The sequence below is a fragment of the Pseudomonas sp. F007 genome (assembly GCF_057814275.1).
This window is the reverse complement of record NZ_JBVATA010000003.1, coordinates 269929-287418: the sequence shown is the minus strand read 5'-3', so window position 1 is coordinate 287418 and position 17490 is coordinate 269929. Positions and strand designations below refer to the sequence as shown.

Below are 17490 nucleotides of genomic sequence, written 5' to 3'. Positions count from 1 at the left end.
GGATTGAGCAATGTGTTGAAGGCTTGACGAAGGAGTGTTGACTCATGCGAGACAAACCAGCGCCGGGCACCTTGCCCACAGCGGCGACGTTCATCAATGCCCAGAGTGCGATCACCGGCCTGCGTGGCCGCGACCTGCTCTCAACCCTGCGCAGCGTCGCCGCCCATGGCTTGCGCCATCCCGTGCACAGCGCTCGGCACGCCCTGGCGCTGGGCGGGCAATTGGGCCGAGTGTTGCTGGGCGAGACACTGCACCAGCCCCACGCCAGCGACAGTCGTTTCAGTGATCCCAGCTGGAGCCTCAACCCGTTTTATCGGCGCAGCCTGCAGGCCTACCTGAGCTGGCAGAAGCAGGTCAAAAGCTGGATCGATGAAAGCGCCATGCCCGACGATGACCGCGCCCGCGCGCACTTCGCCTTCGCCCTGATCAACGATGCGGTATCGCCTTCCAATACCCTGCTCAACCCACTGGCGGTCAAAGAGCTGTTCAACTCCGGCGGCCACAGCCTGGTCCGCGGCCTGAGCCATCTGTTCGATGATTTGCTGCACAACAACGGCTTGCCCAGCCAGGTCACCAAGCACGCCTTCGAGGTCGGCAAAACCGTCGCCACCACCCCCGGCGCCGTGGTGTTTCGCAACGAGCTGCTGGAGTTGCTGCAATACAAGCCGATGAGCGAAAAGCAGTACGCCCGGCCGTTGCTGGTGGTGCCGCCGCAGATCAACAAGTACTACATTTTCGACTTGAGCCCGAGCAACAGCTTCGTCCAGTTCGCCCTGAAGAATGGCCTGCAAGTGTTCATGATCAGTTGGCGCAACCCGGATGTGCGGCACCGCGAATGGGGCCTGTCCAGCTACGTCGAAGCCGTGGAAGAGGCGATGAACGTGTGCCGGGCGATCACCGGCAGCCGCGACGTCAACCTGATGGGCGCCTGCGCCGGCGGCCTGACCATTGCCGCCTTGCAGGGGCACCTGCAGGCCAAGCGGCAATTGCGCCGCATCGCCAGTTCGACCTACCTGGTCAGCCTGCTCGACAGCCAGCTGGACAGCCCGGCCACACTGTTTGCCGATGAGCAGACCCTCGAAGCGGCCAAGCGTCGCTCCTACCAGCAAGGCGTGCTCGACGGCCGCGACATGGCCCGGGTGTTCGCCTGGATGCGCCCCAACGACCTGATCTGGAATTACTGGGTCAACAATTACCTGCTGGGCAAGGAGCCGCCGGCCTTCGACATCCTCTACTGGAACAACGACAACACGCGCCTGCCGGCAGCCCTGCACGGCGACCTGCTGGACTTTTTCAAGCACAACCCGCTGACCCACCCGGGCGGCCTGGAGGTGTGCGGCACGCCGATCGACCTGCAGAAGGTCACCGTCGACAGTTTCAGCGTGGCCGGAATGAACGACCACATCACCCCGTGGGACGCGGTGTATCGCTCCACCCTGCTGCTCGGCGGCAATCGGCGTTTCGTGCTGGCCAACAGCGGTCATGTGCAGAGCATTCTCAACCCGCCCGGCAACCCCAAGGCCCACTTCGTCGAAAGCGCGAAAATGACCAGCGATCCCCGGGCCTGGTACTACGACGCCAAGCAGGCCGAAGGCAGCTGGTGGAGCGAATGGCTGGGCTGGATCCAGTCGCGCTCCGGCGCTCAACGGGAAACGCTCACAGCCCTGGGCAACCAAACCTACCCACCCCAGGAAGCCGCACCTGGCACCTACGTGCGCGTGCGCTGACAACCCTTTGCGCGGCGGCTGGGACAATGGCCGCCGTATCCACCGACCTCAAGCATCGATCACTAAGAAGACTGGATGAAAACCCGCGACCGGATTCTTGAATGCGCCCTGTTGTTGTTCAACCAGAAGGGCGAACCGAATGTCTCGACCATGGAAGTTGCCAATGAAATGGGGATCAGCCCCGGCAACCTCTACTACCACTTTCACGGCAAGGAGCCGTTGATTCTCGGTTTGTTCGAACGCTTTCAGAGCGAGCTGACACCGCTGCTGGATCCGCCCTCCGATGCGCGCCTGAGCCCGGATGAATACTGGCTGTTCCTGCACCTGATCATCGAGCGCCTGGCGCATTACCGCTTTCTGTTCCAGGACTTGTCGAACCTGGCCGGACGCCTGCCGAAACTGGCCAAGGGCATCCGCAACCTGCTCAACGCCCTCAAGCGCACCCTGGCCTCGTTGCTGGCACGCCTCAAGGCGGAAGGACGCCTGATCAGCGATACCCGCGCCCTGGGTCAGTTGGTCGAGCAGATCACCATGACCCTGCTGTTCTCGCTGGACTACCAGCGGATTCTCGACCGCGAAGGCGAGGTGCGGGTGGTGGTCTACCAGATCATGATGCTGGTGGCGCCCCACCTGCAGCCGGCGGGCAAGATTGCGACCGAGCAACTGGCGCAGCAGTATCTCGAGGCGCATGCCTGATAGCCCCATCGCCAGCAGGCTCCCACAAGTGTCGACCACAAATCTGTGGGGCTTGCAAAACCTGTAGGAGCTGGCTTGCCAGCGAAGGGGCTCTCAGCCACATTGCAGTGGTCGGTGGTTCAACTCAAAAGGCCCAAACAAAAACGCCCGACCTTCGCAGGCCGGGCGTTTTTGTGTGTCCCGCAGTAATCAGGACTGACTGGTTGGCGCCGCTGGAGCGGGCGTTGCAGTCGGTGCAGCCGTTGGCGCCGGTGCGGCGGCGGAGTTCGCCGTGCTGACCGGAGCTGGCGCAGCAGCAGTGGCGGGTTTGGCAGCGGCGGCTGGCGCTTTCGGTGCCGCTGGTTTTTTCACTGCCGGCTTTTTCGCTGCGGCCGGTTTGGCTGCCGGTTTGGCCGCTGCGGTTTTCGCCGCAGGCTTGGCGGCTGGCTTGGCGGCTGGCTTGGCTGCCGGTTTTGCTGCTGCCTTGGCGGCAACTGGCTTGGCGGCGGGTTTGGCCGCTGCAGGCTTGGCCGCTGCCGTTTTCGCAGCCGGCTTGGCCGCTGCTTTGGCTGCAGGTTTGGCTGCAGGTTTGGCGGCGGCCTTGGCGGCAACCGGTTTGGCGGCTGGCTTGGCAGCAGCAGGTTTAGCCGCTGCGGTTTTCGCCGCAACAGGCGCGACCTTGGCGCCGGTGAGTTTTTCGATCTGCTTGGTCAGGGTATCGACCTTGCTGTGCAGTGCCTTGACCTCATTGCGGCTCGGCACGCCCAGACGGGAAATGGCGCTGTTCAGGCGCTTGTCAAAAGCCCCTTCCAGTTCATCCCACTTGCCCAGCGCACGATCTTTCACGCCGGAGATACGCGACTTGGCGGACGACGCAGAGTCTTTGGCAGCATCGACTTTTTTACCCACAGCGCTCTTGGTGAGCTTCTCTGCTTTCTCGCCATCTTTAACCAATGCATCGAAGAGTTTGCTGCCGTCACTGTCAATCTTCGAGTACACGCCTAAACCGGCCAGCCAGATCTTGCGGGAGTAGTCTTCGACTTTCCCGATCCACGAGCTGCCTTCTTTATCAGTGGTTTTTTTACCAGCCATCCCGTTCTCCTTAATGTTTACGCGCGACACGTTCGAGCAATGCCGTCAGCCCATCGAGCTTAGCAGAGAGTGTCTCAACGTCATGTTTAGACGCAATGCCGACACGATTCAAGGCATTGGCGACACGGGTGTCGAACGCCCGCTCGACTTTGTCGAACTGCACTTCAACACGTTCCCTGAGACTGACCACATCACCCTTGACGTTATCGATCTGAGTGTTGGCGGCTTCAAGTTGTTCGTTAACAACTTTTTTGCCTTTCTTTTCAACAGTTTGACCAGCCTTGATCAACTCTTGAACGTACTCGCTACCCTCTTGGCCAACCTTGGCGTAGGCACCCAGGCCAGCCAGCCAGATCTTGCGGGCATAGGATTTCACTTCATTCACCGGGGCAGGCTGAACGTCGGTTTTTTTCTTCAGAATAACTTTGGCCATGGTGCACCTCACGCGCAGAAGGTTTGAGGAACTGCCCGCGAAAGAGTCGGGCTCAGGCACACGGTAAGGAGAAAAATTAGAAACGGCACCCTAACCGGGGATTGCCGAGTACACCGTTTGAACTGTAGGAGCGAGCCTGCTCGCGAAAAATCCGGGGGCGCCGCGTACATCCGGAATGCACGCGTCATCGTTAACGTTTTTCGCGAGCAAGCTCGCTCCTACAGAGAAATCATTCCAACATCAGGCTCAAACCAACGCCTTATCCAGCGCCTTTTCGATCTCAGCCTTGATCATGCCGCTCATCGCCGACATCATCAGGCCCAGCTCGACATCGACCCGAATCGAATCCTCGGCCACATGCACCGCGCCCTTGACCCCCGAACGCTTGAGATTGAGGGTGTCGCCGGCCCATTGCGGCTCCAGGCCGTATTCCTCGGAGAGCTTCTTCGCCAGCTTCTCGGCCTTCTCGCGGGCCGCGTCCTTACCCAGGCTGTGGGCACGTTCAACACTAATGCGGGCCATTGAATGACTCCTTCTTTTTGAATTCAGCGATGGATGCTTGTCGGTAAATCTGACCGCCACTGCGGCAAATCGTCCCGAAGGTCGCCCATCTTACCTTTAGCCATTCCAAGACAAAGCATGGCTTGGGGATTAGAATGGCGCGCATTCTCTTATGGTGACAGCGATATGACTGATCAGCGCAAAGGCAGCGATGCCGAACCCACCACGCACTTCGGCTTCAAAAACGTTCCGGAAAGCCAGAAGGCGGAAAAAGTCGCCGAAGTATTCCACTCGGTAGCGGCCAAGTACGACTTGATGAACGACGTGCTGTCCGGCGGCATGCACCGCCTGTGGAAGCGTTTCACCATCGAGCTGTCGGGCGTGCGGGCGGGCAATCGCGTGCTGGACATCGCTGGCGGCACCGGCGACCTGGCGGCCAAGTTCTCGCATCTGGTCGGTCCGACCGGCCAGGTGGTGCTGGCGGACATCAACGAGTCCATGCTCAAGGTCGGTCGTGATCGCCTGCTGGACAAAGGCGTGGCCGGCAACATCGAGTTCGTCCAGGCCGACGCCGAGAAGCTGCCCTTCCCGGACAACCACTTCGATTGCGTGACCATCGCCTTCGGCCTGCGCAACGTAACGCACAAGGAAGACGCCCTGCGCTCGATGCTGCGCGTACTCAAGCCCGGTGGCCGACTGCTGGTGCTGGAGTTTTCCAAGCCAACCAACGCGCTGATGTCCAAGGTCTACGACGCCTACTCGTTCGCCTTCATGCCGATGGTTGGCAAGCTGATCCTCAACGACCCGGAAAGCTATCGCTACCTGGCCGAATCGATCCGCATGCACCCGAACCAGGAAACCCTGAAGTCGATGATGGTCGAGGCCGGTTTCGACCGCGTGACCTACCACAACATGACCTCCGGCATCGTCGCCCTGCACCGCGGCATCAAGCCCTGATGCTGCTCGCCGGCCTGCTCGCCAGTGTCGAACTCGGCCTGAACCGGGTCCTGCGCCTGGACAGTACTGCGCTGCCGCGCCTGGCACACCTGACCGGCAAGGTGATTGCCGTCGAGTGCCGCAGCCCGGCGCTGCAACTGTTCATCCTGCCCAGCGATGAAGGCCTGATGCTCGCCGCACACTGGGAAGCCGACGCCGACTGCACCTTGCGCGCCCCCGCCTCCAGTTTGCTGGCGCTGGCGTTGAGCAAGGACAAGACGGCCATTCTCCACCGCCCCGAAGTCGAGCTCGATGGCGACAGCGGCGTGCTGCTGGAACTGGCCGGCGTACTGCAGGACCTGGAGCTGGACTGGGAGTACGAACTCTCGCGCTGGCTCGGCCCGGTGGCCAGCCACCTGGTCGGCGGTCACCTGCGCAGTCGCGCCCGTTGGTATCAACAAGGTTTCGCCAGTCTCAACCAGAACCTCGCCGAATACCTCGCCGAAGAATCGCGCACCCTGGTGGGCCAGCGCGAAGCCGAAGCCCGATTCAGTGAACTGGATCAGGTCAAACTCGACCTGGAACGTCTCGAGGCGCGCCTGGAGCGTCTCTCCCGATCCCTCGACTCAAGCGATAACGCATGAAGCTGCTCGCCGTCCGCCGTCTGTTGCGCATCCAGCGCGTCGTGATCCGCTACCGCCTCGATGACCTGCTGTTTGCCCTGCCCCTGCCCTGGTTCCTGCTGGCCTTGCGCTACGCACTGCCGTGGCGCTGGTTCCCGCGCAAATCCCTGGACCTGAGCCGTGGCGCGCGCTTGCGCCTGGCGTTGCAGGACCTGGGACCGATCTTCATCAAGTTCGGGCAGATCCTGTCCACCCGCCGCGACCTGCTGCCCGAGGACATCGCCGACGAGTTGATGCTGCTACAGGACCGGGTGCCGCCGTTCGACTCGCAGCTGTCGGTGAAGCTGATCGAAGAGCAGCTCGGCAAGAAGATCAGCGAAGTGTTCAGCCGTTTCGACGTCGAGCCGCTGGCCTCGGCCTCGGTGGCGCAGGTGCATGCCGCGCAGTTGAAAACTGGCGAAGAAGTGGTGGTCAAGGTGATCCGCCCGGGCCTCAAGCCGATCATCGCGCAGGACCTGGCGTGGCTGTTCATCCTCGCCCGTGCTGCCGAAAAGCTCTCCGCCGATGCACGCCTGCTGCACCCGGTGGACGTGGTCCAGGACTACGAAAAGACCATCTACGACGAACTCGACCTGCTCCGCGAAGCCGCCAACGCCAGCCAGCTCAAGCGCAACTTCGACGGCTCGCCGATGCTCTACGTGCCTCAGGTCTACTGGGACTGGTGCCGCCCAAAAGTGCTGGTGATGGAGCGCATCTACGGGATCCAGGTCACCGACCTGGCGACCCTCGCCGACCAGCGCACCGACATGAAAATGCTCGCCGAACGCGGCGTCGAAATCTTCTTCACCCAGGTGTTCCGCGACAGCTTCTTCCACGCCGACATGCACCCGGGCAACATTTTCGTCAGCACCGTCAATCCGTGGAGCCCGCAGTACATCGCCATCGACTGCGGCATCGTCGGCAGCCTGACCCCCGAAGACCAGGACTACCTGGCGCGCAACCTGTTCGCTTTCTTCAAGCGTGACTACCGCCGTGTAGCGCAGTTGCACATCGACTCCGGCTGGGTCCCGGCGGAGACCAAGCTCAACGAGTTCGAAGCGGCGATTCGCACTGTGTGCGAACCGATCTTCGAAAAACCGTTAAAAGATATTTCCTTCGGCCAGGTGCTGATGCGCCTGTTCCAGACCGCACGCCGCTTCAACATGGAAGTGCAGCCGCAGCTTGTTCTTTTGCAGAAAACCCTGCTCAACATCGAAGGCCTGGGCCGTCAGCTGTACCCGGACCTCGACCTGTGGAACACCGCCCAGCCGTTCCTCGAACGCTGGATGCGCGAGCGCGTCAGCCCGAAAGCCTTGCTGGGCAACCTGCACAGCCAGGTGGAACAACTGCCGCACCTGGCCAACATGACCCGCGACCTGCTTGAACGCATGTCCCAACCTCACGCCAACGACCCGCCACCACCCTGGCACCGGCGCCGCGACGACTGGTTCCTGCGCCTGCTCGGCACCGCGCACCTGGCCGGAGGCGCAATCCTGCTGGCAGGCGGCCCGCTGAACGAACTGGGTCACTGGCCCGGCGGCGTGATGGTGGCTGTGGGCTTGTATCTGGTCGTTCGTCGATAGCCAGCCGCGTCATCGGCTGGCACACTGTTTCAATTCGCCTGGGCCTTGCGAATCTGCCGGGCCAGGTTGTCGGAGTCGAAGATGAAAAACTGGCTGGACGAGATCAAATGGGACAACGACGGCCTGGCGCCGGCGATTGCCCAGGACCACAAGACCGGGCGCGTGCTGATGATGGCCTGGATGAACCGCGAAGCCCTGCAACTGACCGCCACCGAGAACCGCGCCATCTACTGGTCGCGTTCACGAGGCAAACTGTGGCGCAAGGGCGAAGAATCAGGGCACGTGCAAAAACTGCATGAGATGCGCCTGGACTGCGACGCCGACGTGATCATCCTGATGGTCGAGCAGATTGGCGACATCGCCTGCCATACCGGTCGTCAGAGCTGCTTCTATCGAGTCTTTGAAAACGGCGACTGGAAAACCGTCGATCCGGTGCTCAAGGACCCGCATGCCATCTACAGCGCAGGACACACCCATGAGTGACACCCTGAACCGCCTGGCCCAGGTGCTCGAAGAGCGTAAAGGCGCCGCCGCCGACAGTTCCTATGTCGCCAGCCTTTACCACAAGGGCCTGAACAAGATTCTGGAAAAGGTCGGCGAAGAGTCGGTCGAGACCATCATCGCCGCCAAGGATGCCGCTGCCAGCGGCGATTGCAGCGATGTCATCTACGAGACCGCCGACCTGTGGTTCCATAGCATGATCATGCTCGCCCAACTGGGTCAGCATCCACAGGCGGTCCTGGACGAACTGGACCGTCGCTTCGGCCTTTCCGGGCACGTCGAGAAAGCCTCGCGTCCGTCCAACTGAATAACTATTAGAGAGGAGTTGCAACATGGGCATTTTTGACTGGAAACACTGGATCGTCATTCTCGTGGTGGTGGTCCTGGTGTTCGGCACCAAGAAACTGAAAAACCTCGGCACTGACGTTGGCGAGTCGATCAAGGGCTTTCGCAAAGCCATGAACGACGACGAAAAACCTGCCGAGCCGGGCGTTCCACCGGCTGCACAACCCGTACCGCCGGTGCAGCCACAGGCTTCGACCCTGAAAGAGCCGCACACCATCGACGTGCAGGCGCAGAAAGTCGAAGAGCCGACCCGCAAAGACTCGTGAGCACAGACTAATGTTCGGTATCAGCTTCTCTGAATTGCTGCTGGTCGGCCTCGTCGCCCTGCTGGTGCTGGGCCCCGAGCGCCTGCCCGGCGCTGCGCGCACCGCCGGTCTGTGGGTCGGGCGCCTGAAGCGCAGCTTCAACGCGATCAAACAGGAAGTTGAGCGTGAGATCGGTGCCGACGAAATCCGTCGGCAACTGCACAACGAGCACATCCTGTCGCTGGAGCAAGAGGCACGCAACATCCTCAACCCGGTCCAGCAGCAGCCGACTCCACCGGCCACTTCGACCGAGCAGCCCCCCCAGGCCGCGGCCCCGGTCGAGCCAACCGCGGCACCGACCACCACGCCTGCGCAAGCAACAGCTACTCCCGAGGCGGCCGCTGCGGCGCCTGCCCCCCATGACTCCACTCTGCCGCCGCGAGCCCCATGAGCGATATTCCAGAGAATGACCAGCACATGCCGCTGGTTTCGCACCTTACCGAGCTGCGTACCCGCCTGCTGCGCTGTGTCGCGGCGATCTTCCTGATCTTCGCCGGGCTGTTCGCTTTCACCCAGCAGATCTACACCTTCGTCTCGACCCCGCTGCGCGCCTATCTGCCCGCCGGTGCGACGATGATCGCCACCGACGTGTCGTCACCGTTCCTGACGCCGCTGAAGCTGACCATGATGGTCTCGCTGTTCCTCGCGATCCCGGTGATCCTGCATCAGATCTGGGGCTTCATCGCACCGGGTCTCTATAAGCACGAGAAGCGCATTGCCGTGCCGTTGCTGTGCTCGAGCATCGTGCTGTTCTACGCCGGCATGGCCTTCGCCTACTTCCTGGTGTTCCCGCTGATCTTCAAGTTCTTCGCCGCTGCCACGCCGGCCGGCGTGGAAATGATGACCGACATCACCAGCTACCTGGATTTCGTCATGACGCTGTTCTTCGCCTTTGGCGTGGCGTTTGAAATCCCGGTGGCCGTGGTCCTGCTGGTGTGGATCGGCGTGGTCGACGTGGCCTACCTGAAGAAAATCCGCCCGTACGTGATCATCGGCTGCTTCGTGGTCGGCATGATCCTTACGCCACCGGACATCTTCTCCCAGACCCTGCTGGCCGTGCCGATGTGGATGCTGTTTGAAGTCGGCATTCTGTTTGGCAGCCTGATCAGCAAACGCGGTGACCATCCGGACGACCAGGCGGCAGACGATCACAACGACCAGCCGCCAGCGACCCAGCCGTGAACCTGCTGCTCCTCGAAGAGGCTGATTTCATTGCAGCCGACCGCGTGGTGCTGCGCGATCGGCGCCTGACCCACATGCAGGAAGTGCATCGTGTGGCCGTCGGCGACAGCCTGCGGGTCGGACGCATCGGTGGTTTGATGGGCACCGCCGAGGTGCTGCGCCTGGAGGCCGGCGAAGCCGAGCTGCAGGTCAGCCTCGACAAAGCGCCGCCAGCCAAGCTGCCACTGACCCTGGTCCTCGCCCTGCCGCGCCCGAAGATGCTCCGTCGGGTGTTCCAGACCGTGGCCACCATGGGCGTCGCCAACGTGGTGCTGGTCAACAGCTACCGCGTGGAAAAAAGCTTCTGGCAGACCCCGTTCCTCGATCCCGAAGCGATCCGCGAACAACTGGTGCTGGGCCTCGAACAAGCCCGCGACACGGTGTTGCCGAGCATCACCATCGAAAAGCGCTTCAAGCCCTTTGTCGAAGACCGCCTGCCGGCCATCGTCGAAGGCACCCTGGGCCTCGTCGGCCACCCCGGCAACCACCCACCCTGCCCGCGCGCGCTGGACGAGCCGGTGACCCTGGCCATCGGCCCCGAGGGCGGCTGGATCCCCTACGAAATCGACCTGCTGGGCAAGGCCGGGCTGCAACCGGTGCAGTTGGGTGAACGCATCCTGCGGGTTGAAACCGCCGTCACCGCCTTGCTGGCCCGCCTGTTCTAAGTCGGCGCCTACAGATTCACGCTCGCCTGCCGATAACCTCCCCAAGAATTGATTCGATGGGGAGTTCGCAGCATGTACCGATGGTTAGCCGAGAATCTGGGCAATGTGAGCGTCAATCGCAAGCTGGGAATCGGCTTTGGACTGGTGCTGTTGCTGACCCTGTTGATCACCGTCAACGGCTGGTCGGGCATGAGCGGCATCATCAGCCGGGGCGACAAGCTGGGCTACATCTCCAGCCTCAACGAGCTGACCAAGGACCTGCGCATCGCTCGCCTGAACTACGACATGCAGCATGGCGAGCAAGGCCCGGCGGCAGTCAGCGAGGTGCTGAACAAGCTCGACCAGGGCCTCAAGAGCGCCCTGACGATGATCGAGCAGCCGGCTGACCTGGCCATGCTCAAGCAGCAACTGGACGCCGTCAGCGCCTACCGTAGCGCCTTTACCGACCTGACCCAGGCCACCGCCAGCCGCGAAGCCGCGCGCGCCAGGCTCGGCGCCACCGCCGACAATGCCGTGGCACGGGTCGGCGAAGTCGAAAAAACCCTGCTGCAAGGCGACAACGTCAGCCAGTTCAACAGCGTCGTCGAGCTGAGCAAACTGCTCCAGCAAGCGCGTTTCCAGGTACGCGGCTACACCTACAGCGGCAAGGCCGAGGCCCAGCAACCGGCCCTCGACGCCATCGACAATGCCTTGCAGTACCTGAAGAATCTGCCCGGGCAATTGCCTGATCGACACACCACCAACCTGCAGCAGGCCAGCGATTCGCTGGTCGGCTACCGTGCAGCAGTCAGTCAGTTTCGCGACGCCCAGGTCGCCAGCGCGGCCGCGCTCAAGGACATGGCCCAGCAAGGCGAGTTGCTGATGGACCTGAGCAAAAAGTTGACGCTGTCCCAGACCCGGGTACGCGACAGCGATGCCGCACACGCGAAGAACACCCTGCTGCTGGCCACCATCCTTGCGCTGGTCTTTGGCCTGATCGCGGCCTGGGCCATCACTCGCCAGATCATCATCCCGCTGAATCAGGCGCTGACGGTCTCCCAGCGTATCGCCGCCGGTGACCTGACCCACGACCTGGTGTCCCAGCGTCGCGACGAACTGGGCCAGTTGCAACGCGCCATCCAGAGCATGACCGTCGGCCTGCGCGAGCTGATTGGTGGCATCAGCGATGGCGTGACGCAAATCGCCAGCGCTGCCGAAGAGCTCTCGGCCGTGACCGAACAGACCAGCGCCGGGGTCAACAGCCAGAAAGTCGAAACCGACCAGGTCGCCACCGCCATGAATGAAATGGCCGCCACTGTGCAGGAAGTCGCGCGCAACGCCGAAGAGGCTTCCGAGGCCGCCGTAGCCGCCGATCAGCAGGCCCGCGAAGGTGACAAGGTGGTCAACGAGGCCATCGCGCAGATCGAGCGCCTGGCCACCGAAGTCGGCCACTCCACCGAAGCCATGGGCCATCTGCAGCGCGAGAGCGACAAGATCGGCAGTGTGCTGGACGTGATCAAGTCCGTGGCCCAGCAAACCAACCTGCTGGCCCTCAACGCCGCCATCGAGGCCGCCCGTGCCGGTGAAGCCGGACGCGGTTTCGCGGTGGTCGCCGACGAAGTGCGCAGCCTGGCGCAGCGCACCCAGAAGTCCACGGAAGAGATCGAAGAGCTGATCGTCGGCCTGCAGAGCGGCACCCAGCAGGTCGCCAGCATCATGGACAACAGCCGCGCCCTGACCGACAGCAGCGTCGAGCTGACCCGCCGCGCCGGCGGTTCACTGGACAACATCACCCGCACCGTGTCGGCGATCCAGGCGATGAACCAGCAGATCGCTGCCGCCGCCGAACAGCAAAGCGCGGTGGCCGAAGAGATCAACCGCAGCGTGCTCAATGTGCGTGACGTTTCCGAACAGACCGCCGCCGCCAGCGAAGAAACCGCGTCCTCCAGCGTCGAACTGGCGCGACTGGGTACTCACCTGCATATGCTGGTGGGCAAGTTTCGAGTTTGATGAATACCGGGAGGCTGGCAGCCTCCCGTTTCAGTCCAGCGCGCCGTCTACTTGACGAATATGCCGGGCCATTGCCGCCAGGTCGTGGTTGAGCTCGCCCTTGAAGTCATGGGACGAGATATAGCCCTCGTAGAGCGCGTAGAACTTGTCGACGTTGGACGCCAGCGGCTTGAACGCGCTGGAGTCGCCCGTGCCATGCATGGGAAAGAGTTTCGCGTGCAGGTGATCGATGCCATAGCCTTCGAGCATCAGGCCGGTGCGTCCAACGTCTGGCAATGCACGGTCGATCAGCAAGGCGACTTTTTTCGCCGCAATCATCAGCGCCGTCAGCACTTCGTCCGATTGGGAAAACGCGTAGCTGCCATGGTGCTGCCTGGGCACCACCACGGAAAAGCCTGGGGTGTTAGGACGAATGGAAAGAAAGGCGACGTGGCCTTCATCCTGCCAAATCAGATGCATCGGCGCCTGGCCGGCGAGCATTGCGCAAAAAATACAATCCATGTGCTGTAAATCTTCCGGGTGATCGTGGGTAGACGTTTCAGGTGCCTATCGATTTAAAAACTTCACAACGCTTCGTCGACACTAACAGTTCTGATAGGTATGCGTAATTCAGATCGAGTCCAAGATTGTATTCCCGTCAAAGTCTCGGAGCACAATCATGAACGATGACTCAGTCGATACCTCTGCCCAACCACAACTGCCCGAACTCGAACCCGTTGAGCCAGAAGCACCTCTTACCAACTACAGCCGCTGGATGACCGACATGGCGGCGGAAATCGGCGGGCTGACCCTACATCAGCTGGCGATCCCTGGGGCGCATAATTCTGGTGTAGATATGCAGGGCACCTGGGGTCTTGAAGAGCTGCTGGGTGCGTGTCAGAACGATACGTTTCTACCCCAATTCTACGCCGGGGCACGATTTCTCGATTTGCGCCTTGAGGACAAAAGTTATTGGAAGTTGGTTGGTAACTTCGCCCCGGAGCGCGTCTATATCGAAGCGCTCGAGTTTACCCACGGCCAAGAAGGTTCGATTTTCAACGTCAGCGCGGGACGGAGCGTGAAGGATCTTGTGACTTCCGCCGTTGTATTTGCCGTGATGAATCCTGGCGAGATCATCATTCTAAACATTCGCCATTTCAAAGGCTTGAAGGCAGATAGCGCTAATCGACTTTTCGCGCACTTGACAGCCTTAAAGCAATTTTTAATTCCTGTAGAAGCATACTCATTCACTATAGATCTTATTCGCTCAAACTACTCAGGGCGCAATATAATTTTATGCTATGATCATGCTTATCCAGACAACTGGAAACCGGAGTGGGTTCAGAGAGATCAACTATGGCGGCCTATATACTATGTATGGAGTACGGATTTATCCGAGAAAGCGGTTACGGAACAGGTTGAAGCCGCCGTGCTTTCACCACCGCACCATGTTTTCTGGGCTTTAAGCGCAGCCGCCCGTAACGCAAATGGCCCAATGCACCTTAAAGCCAACCATCCGATACGAACTGAAGTATTCAGAAATGGCAGGCAAACCGCCAACATTGTCATGGTGGACTTCATTGAAAGAGCAGAAACCATAGCCAGCGTTACAGATATGTGTATAGCACTGAATAGACTGCGCTCACATGATGTAGAACCGCCGACCACTCCCCAAAACCTTAAAGCCAGAAAGGTCCCTGGAGACAATCTGCAGAATACTGTGGAAGTGAGTTGGGATCGTTCGGACGATGGTATTGGGATCCGTAAATACGAAATATATGAAGGCGATAATCTGCTGTTCATCACCAGCGAGATTCCTCATCAAGAAAAAAACCTGCCGCTGATAAATTACACCCTGAGAGTCAGAGCGGTTAACGTTAACGGCAAAAAATCAGAATTTTCGGCGCCCTACCTATTCATTCAGGATGAGGTGCCCCCCAGCGTTCCTGCAGAGTTCAGGGTTTCTCGGTATGGATTCACTGCGATTGAGCTTGCGTGGAACGCTTCGTATGATGAAGCAGGGATAAGACATTACGAAGTGAGCCTTGAAAACCAACCACCCAATATCACATCAGAATTGACAGCCAGATTTTCGCAACTAATTCCGAATCAACCATACACTTTCAAGATCAGAGCAAAAGACAACAACGGCCTGTTCTCTGAATACACACAGCTACTCTACCAACCACTAAATCCAAAATATGAAAACCCAAAAATCACCATACTAAAATACATAGAAGAGTCCGCAACCTATGAAGGCACAATCAATTGGGACTTTATTGACGCCCCCGCCGGAGGTTTCATTAACGAATACACTAATCGCGGAGTCCCATTTATCACTGCTCACTTTCCAACTCTCCCTCCGCTCCATTATTTTCGAGGCCGTTTGCACGAGGAAGTTACAATAACGGCACGCGCCCTCTTCGGCTATACCGGCGAAAAGGGCGAGATGAGCACACGTACCTTTACCTATACCGGTCAGCTAGTGCTTCCCCCTCGAAATTTCCAATTACAGTCACGCACAACAGCAAGCACCATTGTCAAATGGGGGGAACCTTTCGATCGAAATTTTGTAAACTTTGCACTTTCACTGAATGAACAATCACCAATAATTCTGGCTAAAGACGCTCGTTCCTATGAGTTCGAAAAGCTGCCCGCCCACAAAACCTTTTTGCTGGAAATCTGGGCAATCAACGATTTTGACGAGCAGTCCATAGCTAAATCACTCACCATCGAACCGATTCCTGGGTACGTAGCGCCCCCACAAAACTTTCGTTATTCCCAATCGCAATTGCCCACCCTGGACTGGGATGCGCCGGACCAGCCCGTCTCTGGTTACAACGTCACCCTGATCGGCCCTGGCGGAACGCCACTGGTTTACAGGGTAAGCGTACCAAGGCTTCAAACTTTCTTACTGCCTAAAACGCGATACGACGTCAGCATCACAGCCAAAACCGAAGAAGGAGAGTCGTTACCATTGATCGGCGAGTTCACCACGCTGTGAAATCAACTCCCCGAGCAATCGAGCGCCTGCTCGGGGATTGCAGAGACTGATTCGTCTATAAAACCTGCCGCAAAAACGCCTGCGCCCGCGGATCCTTCGGTGCATCGAAGAATTCCGCTGGCGAGGCGTCTTCCAGCAGCTTGCCGTGATCAAAGAACAGCACTCGGTCTGCCACTTCGCGGGCGAAGCCCATTTCGTGGGTGACGCAGACCATGGTCATGCCTTCCACGGCCAGGGTCTTCATCACGTCCAGCACTTCGCCGACCATTTCCGGGTCGAGGGCCGAGGTCGGTTCGTCAAACAGCATGACCTTGGGTTCCATGGCCAGCGCGCGGGCGATCGCCACGCGCTGTTGCTGGCCGCCGGACAGGCGCGAAGGGAACTCGTGGGCCTTCTGCGCGATGCCGACCTTTTCCAGCAGCGCCATGGCCTTGGCCTCGCGCTCCTTCTTGCCGCGCTTGCGCACGACCTTCTGCGCCAGGCACAGGTTGTCGAGCACGGTCATGTGCGGGAACAGGTTGAAGTGCTGGAACACCATGCCGACTTCACGGCGGTAGGCATTGATGTCGGTTTTCGGGTCGGCCAGTTGCAGGCCGTCGATGCTCACCGAGCCCGAGTCGAACTCTTCCAGGCCGTTGAGACAGCGCAGGAAGGTCGATTTTCCCGAGCCGGACGGACCAATCACCACCAGCACTTCGCCTTTGGCCACTTGGGTGGTGACGTTGTCCACCGCGCGGACGATCTGGCCGCGGGTGTCGAAGACTTTTATCAGATCGCGGACTTCAATCACTTTGCGCGAGCCTCCGCTCAAGCCGGCTGGCGATTTTCGACAGCGGCAGGTTGATCAACAGGTACAGGCCCGCCACGCAGAACAGGATTTCAAACGGCGAGAACGAGGTGGTGATAACTTCCCGTCCGCTCTTGAGCAGCTCGGTAATAGCGATCACCGACACCAGCGAGGTGTCCTTGACCAGGCTGATGAACTGCCCGGCCAACGGCGGCAACACGCGCTTGAAGGCTTGCGGCAAGACCACGTGGCGCATCGACTGGCTGGCATTGAGGCCCAGCGAGCGCGCCGCTTCGTTCTGTCCGCGAGCAATCGACTGCACGCCGGAACGAATGATCTCGGCCACATACGCGCCGGTAAACAGCGACAGTGCGGCAATCCCGGCGAACTCGCGGGACAGGTTGAGCACCGTGCCGATAAAGAAGTAGAAGATGAAGATCTGCACCAGCAGCGGCGTACCGCGCACCAGTTCGATGTAGACGATCGACAGGTCGCGCAGGGTCGGGTTGTTCGACAGCCGGCACAGGCCGGTGGCCAGGCCGATCAGCAGGCCGAGCACACCCGAGACCAGCGACAGCCACAAGGTCGTCCACAGCCCCCACAGCAGCGGTCCGGCAGCCCAATGCCGAGTGACACCCACGACATCGCCTTCAGCCACATCGTCGCCACGGGCCACTTGCAGGCTGTTGTCGTCGACGACCAGCACTTGCTCGGTGCCGGCGTCGTTGCGCAGGGTCACTTCTGCCTTGTCGCCCTTGCGCACCAGTTCGCTGACGGTGGAGATGTCGGCGGCGCGCTGGGTTTCTTCGGCGTGGTAGGCGAAGTATTGCGGGACGCGATTCCAACGCCATTCGTAGGACATCAGCGAGGTGGCGTAGTACAACGCGCCAGCCAGGCCGACCAGCACCAGCACGGTCAGGACGTGCCAGGGCCATTGGGCTTTTTTATGTTTCATTGCGGGTTCCGGGGAGTTCTATGTTGCCTTGGAGGCCGCCTTCGCTGGCGAGCCAGCTCCTACAGGGACGCGCATACCCTTGTAGGAGCTGGCTTGCCAGCGAATGACGCGACGCGGTCTGGCTGACCGG

19 protein-coding genes and 1 pseudogene are annotated in these 17490 nt (G+C 60.3%); 14 read left to right on the top strand and 6 right to left on the bottom strand.

What is annotated here, in order from left to right; translation table 11 throughout:
* Positions 1–44: 44 nt before the first annotated feature.
* A complete protein-coding gene (phaC, locus tag ACZYR5_RS08785; protein ID WP_489089264.1) occupies positions 45–1727 on the top strand; it encodes a class II poly(R)-hydroxyalkanoic acid synthase in 1683 nt (560 codons plus the stop codon).
* Positions 1728–1802: 75 nt separating this feature from the next.
* Entirely contained in the window at positions 1803–2423 is a 621-nt protein-coding gene (locus ACZYR5_RS08780; protein ID WP_489089263.1) for a TetR/AcrR family transcriptional regulator, read from the top strand.
* 189 nt (positions 2424–2612) lie between these two features.
* On the opposite strand, the gene ACZYR5_RS08775 is transcribed toward ACZYR5_RS08780, so the two are convergent.
* The 3 genes from ACZYR5_RS08775 to ACZYR5_RS08765 form a co-directional block, all read right to left on the bottom strand.
* Positions 2613–3494 (bottom strand): phasin family protein, encoded by an 882-nt coding sequence (locus ACZYR5_RS08775; RefSeq protein WP_489089262.1) that lies wholly within the window; start codon positions 3492–3494, stop codon positions 2613–2615.
* A 10-nt stretch (positions 3495–3504) separates the two neighbouring features.
* The gene (locus ACZYR5_RS08770) at positions 3505–3927 is read right to left on the bottom strand and encodes a phasin family protein (RefSeq protein ID WP_489089261.1); all 423 of its coding nucleotides are present in this window, start codon (positions 3925–3927) and stop codon (positions 3505–3507) included.
* A 246-nt stretch (positions 3928–4173) separates the two neighbouring features.
* Positions 4174–4449: a polyhydroxyalkanoic acid system family protein gene (locus ACZYR5_RS08765; protein WP_489089260.1), complete on the bottom strand. Its 276-nt coding sequence runs from the start codon at positions 4447–4449 to the stop codon at positions 4174–4176.
* Between the two features lie 165 nt (positions 4450–4614).
* Between ACZYR5_RS08765 and ubiE the strand changes: the two genes are divergently transcribed.
* From ubiE to ACZYR5_RS08710, 11 genes and pseudogenes are all read left to right on the top strand, one after another.
* A complete protein-coding gene (gene ubiE, locus ACZYR5_RS08760) occupies positions 4615–5385 on the top strand; it encodes a bifunctional demethylmenaquinone methyltransferase/2-methoxy-6-polyprenyl-1,4-benzoquinol methylase UbiE (RefSeq protein ID WP_027617408.1) in 771 nt (256 codons plus the stop codon).
* Complete coding sequence (locus ACZYR5_RS08755; RefSeq protein WP_489089259.1) at positions 5385–6008, top strand: ubiquinone biosynthesis accessory factor UbiJ; 624 nt, start codon at positions 5385–5387, stop codon at positions 6006–6008. The genes ubiE and ACZYR5_RS08755 overlap by 1 nt, the downstream gene beginning before the upstream one ends.
* Complete coding sequence (ubiB, locus tag ACZYR5_RS08750) at positions 6005–7609, top strand: ubiquinone biosynthesis regulatory protein kinase UbiB (RefSeq protein WP_489089258.1); 1605 nt, start codon at positions 6005–6007, stop codon at positions 7607–7609. Before ACZYR5_RS08755 ends, ubiB begins: the two co-directional genes overlap by 4 nt.
* Positions 7610–7690: 81 nt before the next feature.
* The gene (gene hisI / locus ACZYR5_RS08745) at positions 7691–8092 is read left to right on the top strand and encodes a phosphoribosyl-AMP cyclohydrolase (RefSeq protein ID WP_489089257.1); all 402 of its coding nucleotides are present in this window, start codon (positions 7691–7693) and stop codon (positions 8090–8092) included.
* Positions 8085–8417: a phosphoribosyl-ATP diphosphatase gene (locus tag ACZYR5_RS08740; protein WP_489089256.1), complete on the top strand. Its 333-nt coding sequence runs from the start codon at positions 8085–8087 to the stop codon at positions 8415–8417. Before hisI ends, ACZYR5_RS08740 begins: the two co-directional genes overlap by 8 nt.
* A gap of 25 nt (positions 8418–8442) precedes the next feature.
* Positions 8443–8721: a twin-arginine translocase TatA/TatE family subunit gene (locus ACZYR5_RS08735; RefSeq protein WP_489089255.1), complete on the top strand. Its 279-nt coding sequence runs from the start codon at positions 8443–8445 to the stop codon at positions 8719–8721.
* Between the two features lie 10 nt (positions 8722–8731).
* A complete protein-coding gene (gene tatB / locus ACZYR5_RS08730; protein ID WP_489089254.1) occupies positions 8732–9151 on the top strand; it encodes a Sec-independent protein translocase protein TatB in 420 nt (139 codons plus the stop codon).
* Complete coding sequence (gene tatC, locus ACZYR5_RS08725; RefSeq protein WP_027617401.1) at positions 9148–9942, top strand: twin-arginine translocase subunit TatC; 795 nt, start codon at positions 9148–9150, stop codon at positions 9940–9942. Before tatB ends, tatC begins: the two co-directional genes overlap by 4 nt.
* Positions 9939–10646, top strand: a complete 708-nt coding sequence (locus ACZYR5_RS08720; RefSeq protein ID WP_489089253.1) for a 16S rRNA (uracil(1498)-N(3))-methyltransferase — start codon at positions 9939–9941, stop codon at positions 10644–10646. Before tatC ends, ACZYR5_RS08720 begins: the two co-directional genes overlap by 4 nt.
* A 72-nt stretch (positions 10647–10718) precedes the next feature.
* Positions 10719–11777, top strand: a pseudogene (locus ACZYR5_RS08715) (methyl-accepting chemotaxis protein); the annotation flags it as partial.
* On the top strand, positions 11772–12635 hold the full coding sequence (locus ACZYR5_RS08710; protein WP_489089525.1) for a methyl-accepting chemotaxis protein: 864 nt from the start codon (positions 11772–11774) through the stop codon (positions 12633–12635). The pseudogene ACZYR5_RS08715 and the gene ACZYR5_RS08710, both read left to right, overlap by 6 nt.
* A gap of 30 nt (positions 12636–12665) precedes the next feature.
* On the opposite strand, the gene ACZYR5_RS08705 is transcribed toward ACZYR5_RS08710, so the two are convergent.
* Positions 12666–13136: an HIT family protein gene (locus tag ACZYR5_RS08705; protein WP_489089252.1), complete on the bottom strand. Its 471-nt coding sequence runs from the start codon at positions 13134–13136 to the stop codon at positions 12666–12668.
* 157 nt (positions 13137–13293) lie between these two features.
* Between ACZYR5_RS08705 and ACZYR5_RS08700 the strand changes: the two genes are divergently transcribed.
* Positions 13294–15618 (top strand): fibronectin type III domain-containing protein, encoded by a 2325-nt coding sequence (locus tag ACZYR5_RS08700; protein ID WP_489089251.1) that lies wholly within the window; start codon positions 13294–13296, stop codon positions 15616–15618.
* Positions 15619–15673: 55 nt separating this feature from the next.
* Here the strand turns inward: ACZYR5_RS08700 and ACZYR5_RS08695 are convergent, their stop codons facing one another.
* The gene (locus tag ACZYR5_RS08695; protein ID WP_027617397.1) at positions 15674–16408 is read right to left on the bottom strand and encodes an amino acid ABC transporter ATP-binding protein; all 735 of its coding nucleotides are present in this window, start codon (positions 16406–16408) and stop codon (positions 15674–15676) included.
* The gene (locus ACZYR5_RS08690) at positions 16401–17360 is read right to left on the bottom strand and encodes an amino acid ABC transporter permease (protein ID WP_489089250.1); all 960 of its coding nucleotides are present in this window, start codon (positions 17358–17360) and stop codon (positions 16401–16403) included. Before ACZYR5_RS08690 ends, ACZYR5_RS08695 begins: the two co-directional genes overlap by 8 nt.
* Positions 17361–17490: the final 130 nt, after the last annotated feature.

Excerpts from the sequence above, each read along its gene's own strand:
- ACZYR5_RS08740 (WP_489089256.1), top strand. The coding sequence starts at position 8,085 with ATGAGTGACACCCTGAACCGCCTGGCCCAGGTGCTCGAAGAGCGTAAA.
- ACZYR5_RS08700 (WP_489089251.1), top strand. The coding sequence starts at position 13,294 with ATGAACGATGACTCAGTCGATACCTCTGCCCAACCACAACTGCCCGAA.
- ACZYR5_RS08770 (WP_489089261.1), bottom strand. The coding sequence starts at position 3,927 with ATGGCCAAAGTTATTCTGAAGAAAAAAACCGACGTTCAGCCTGCCCCG.
- tatC (WP_027617401.1), top strand. The coding sequence starts at position 9,148 with ATGAGCGATATTCCAGAGAATGACCAGCACATGCCGCTGGTTTCGCAC.
- hisI (WP_489089257.1), top strand. The coding sequence starts at position 7,691 with ATGAAAAACTGGCTGGACGAGATCAAATGGGACAACGACGGCCTGGCG.
- ACZYR5_RS08735 (WP_489089255.1), top strand. The coding sequence starts at position 8,443 with ATGGGCATTTTTGACTGGAAACACTGGATCGTCATTCTCGTGGTGGTG.
- ubiE (WP_027617408.1), top strand. The coding sequence starts at position 4,615 with ATGACTGATCAGCGCAAAGGCAGCGATGCCGAACCCACCACGCACTTC.
- ACZYR5_RS08710 (WP_489089525.1), top strand. The coding sequence starts at position 11,772 with ATGACCGTCGGCCTGCGCGAGCTGATTGGTGGCATCAGCGATGGCGTG.
- ACZYR5_RS08690 (WP_489089250.1), bottom strand. The coding sequence starts at position 17,360 with ATGAAACATAAAAAAGCCCAATGGCCCTGGCACGTCCTGACCGTGCTG.
- tatB (WP_489089254.1), top strand. The coding sequence starts at position 8,732 with ATGTTCGGTATCAGCTTCTCTGAATTGCTGCTGGTCGGCCTCGTCGCC.
- ACZYR5_RS08775 (WP_489089262.1), bottom strand. The coding sequence starts at position 3,494 with ATGGCTGGTAAAAAAACCACTGATAAAGAAGGCAGCTCGTGGATCGGG.
- phaC (WP_489089264.1), top strand. The coding sequence starts at position 45 with ATGCGAGACAAACCAGCGCCGGGCACCTTGCCCACAGCGGCGACGTTC.
- ACZYR5_RS08780 (WP_489089263.1), top strand. The coding sequence starts at position 1,803 with ATGAAAACCCGCGACCGGATTCTTGAATGCGCCCTGTTGTTGTTCAAC.
- ACZYR5_RS08705 (WP_489089252.1), bottom strand. The coding sequence starts at position 13,136 with ATGGATTGTATTTTTTGCGCAATGCTCGCCGGCCAGGCGCCGATGCAT.
- ACZYR5_RS08765 (WP_489089260.1), bottom strand. The coding sequence starts at position 4,449 with ATGGCCCGCATTAGTGTTGAACGTGCCCACAGCCTGGGTAAGGACGCG.
- ubiB (WP_489089258.1), top strand. The coding sequence starts at position 6,005 with ATGAAGCTGCTCGCCGTCCGCCGTCTGTTGCGCATCCAGCGCGTCGTG.
- ACZYR5_RS08755 (WP_489089259.1), top strand. The coding sequence starts at position 5,385 with ATGCTGCTCGCCGGCCTGCTCGCCAGTGTCGAACTCGGCCTGAACCGG.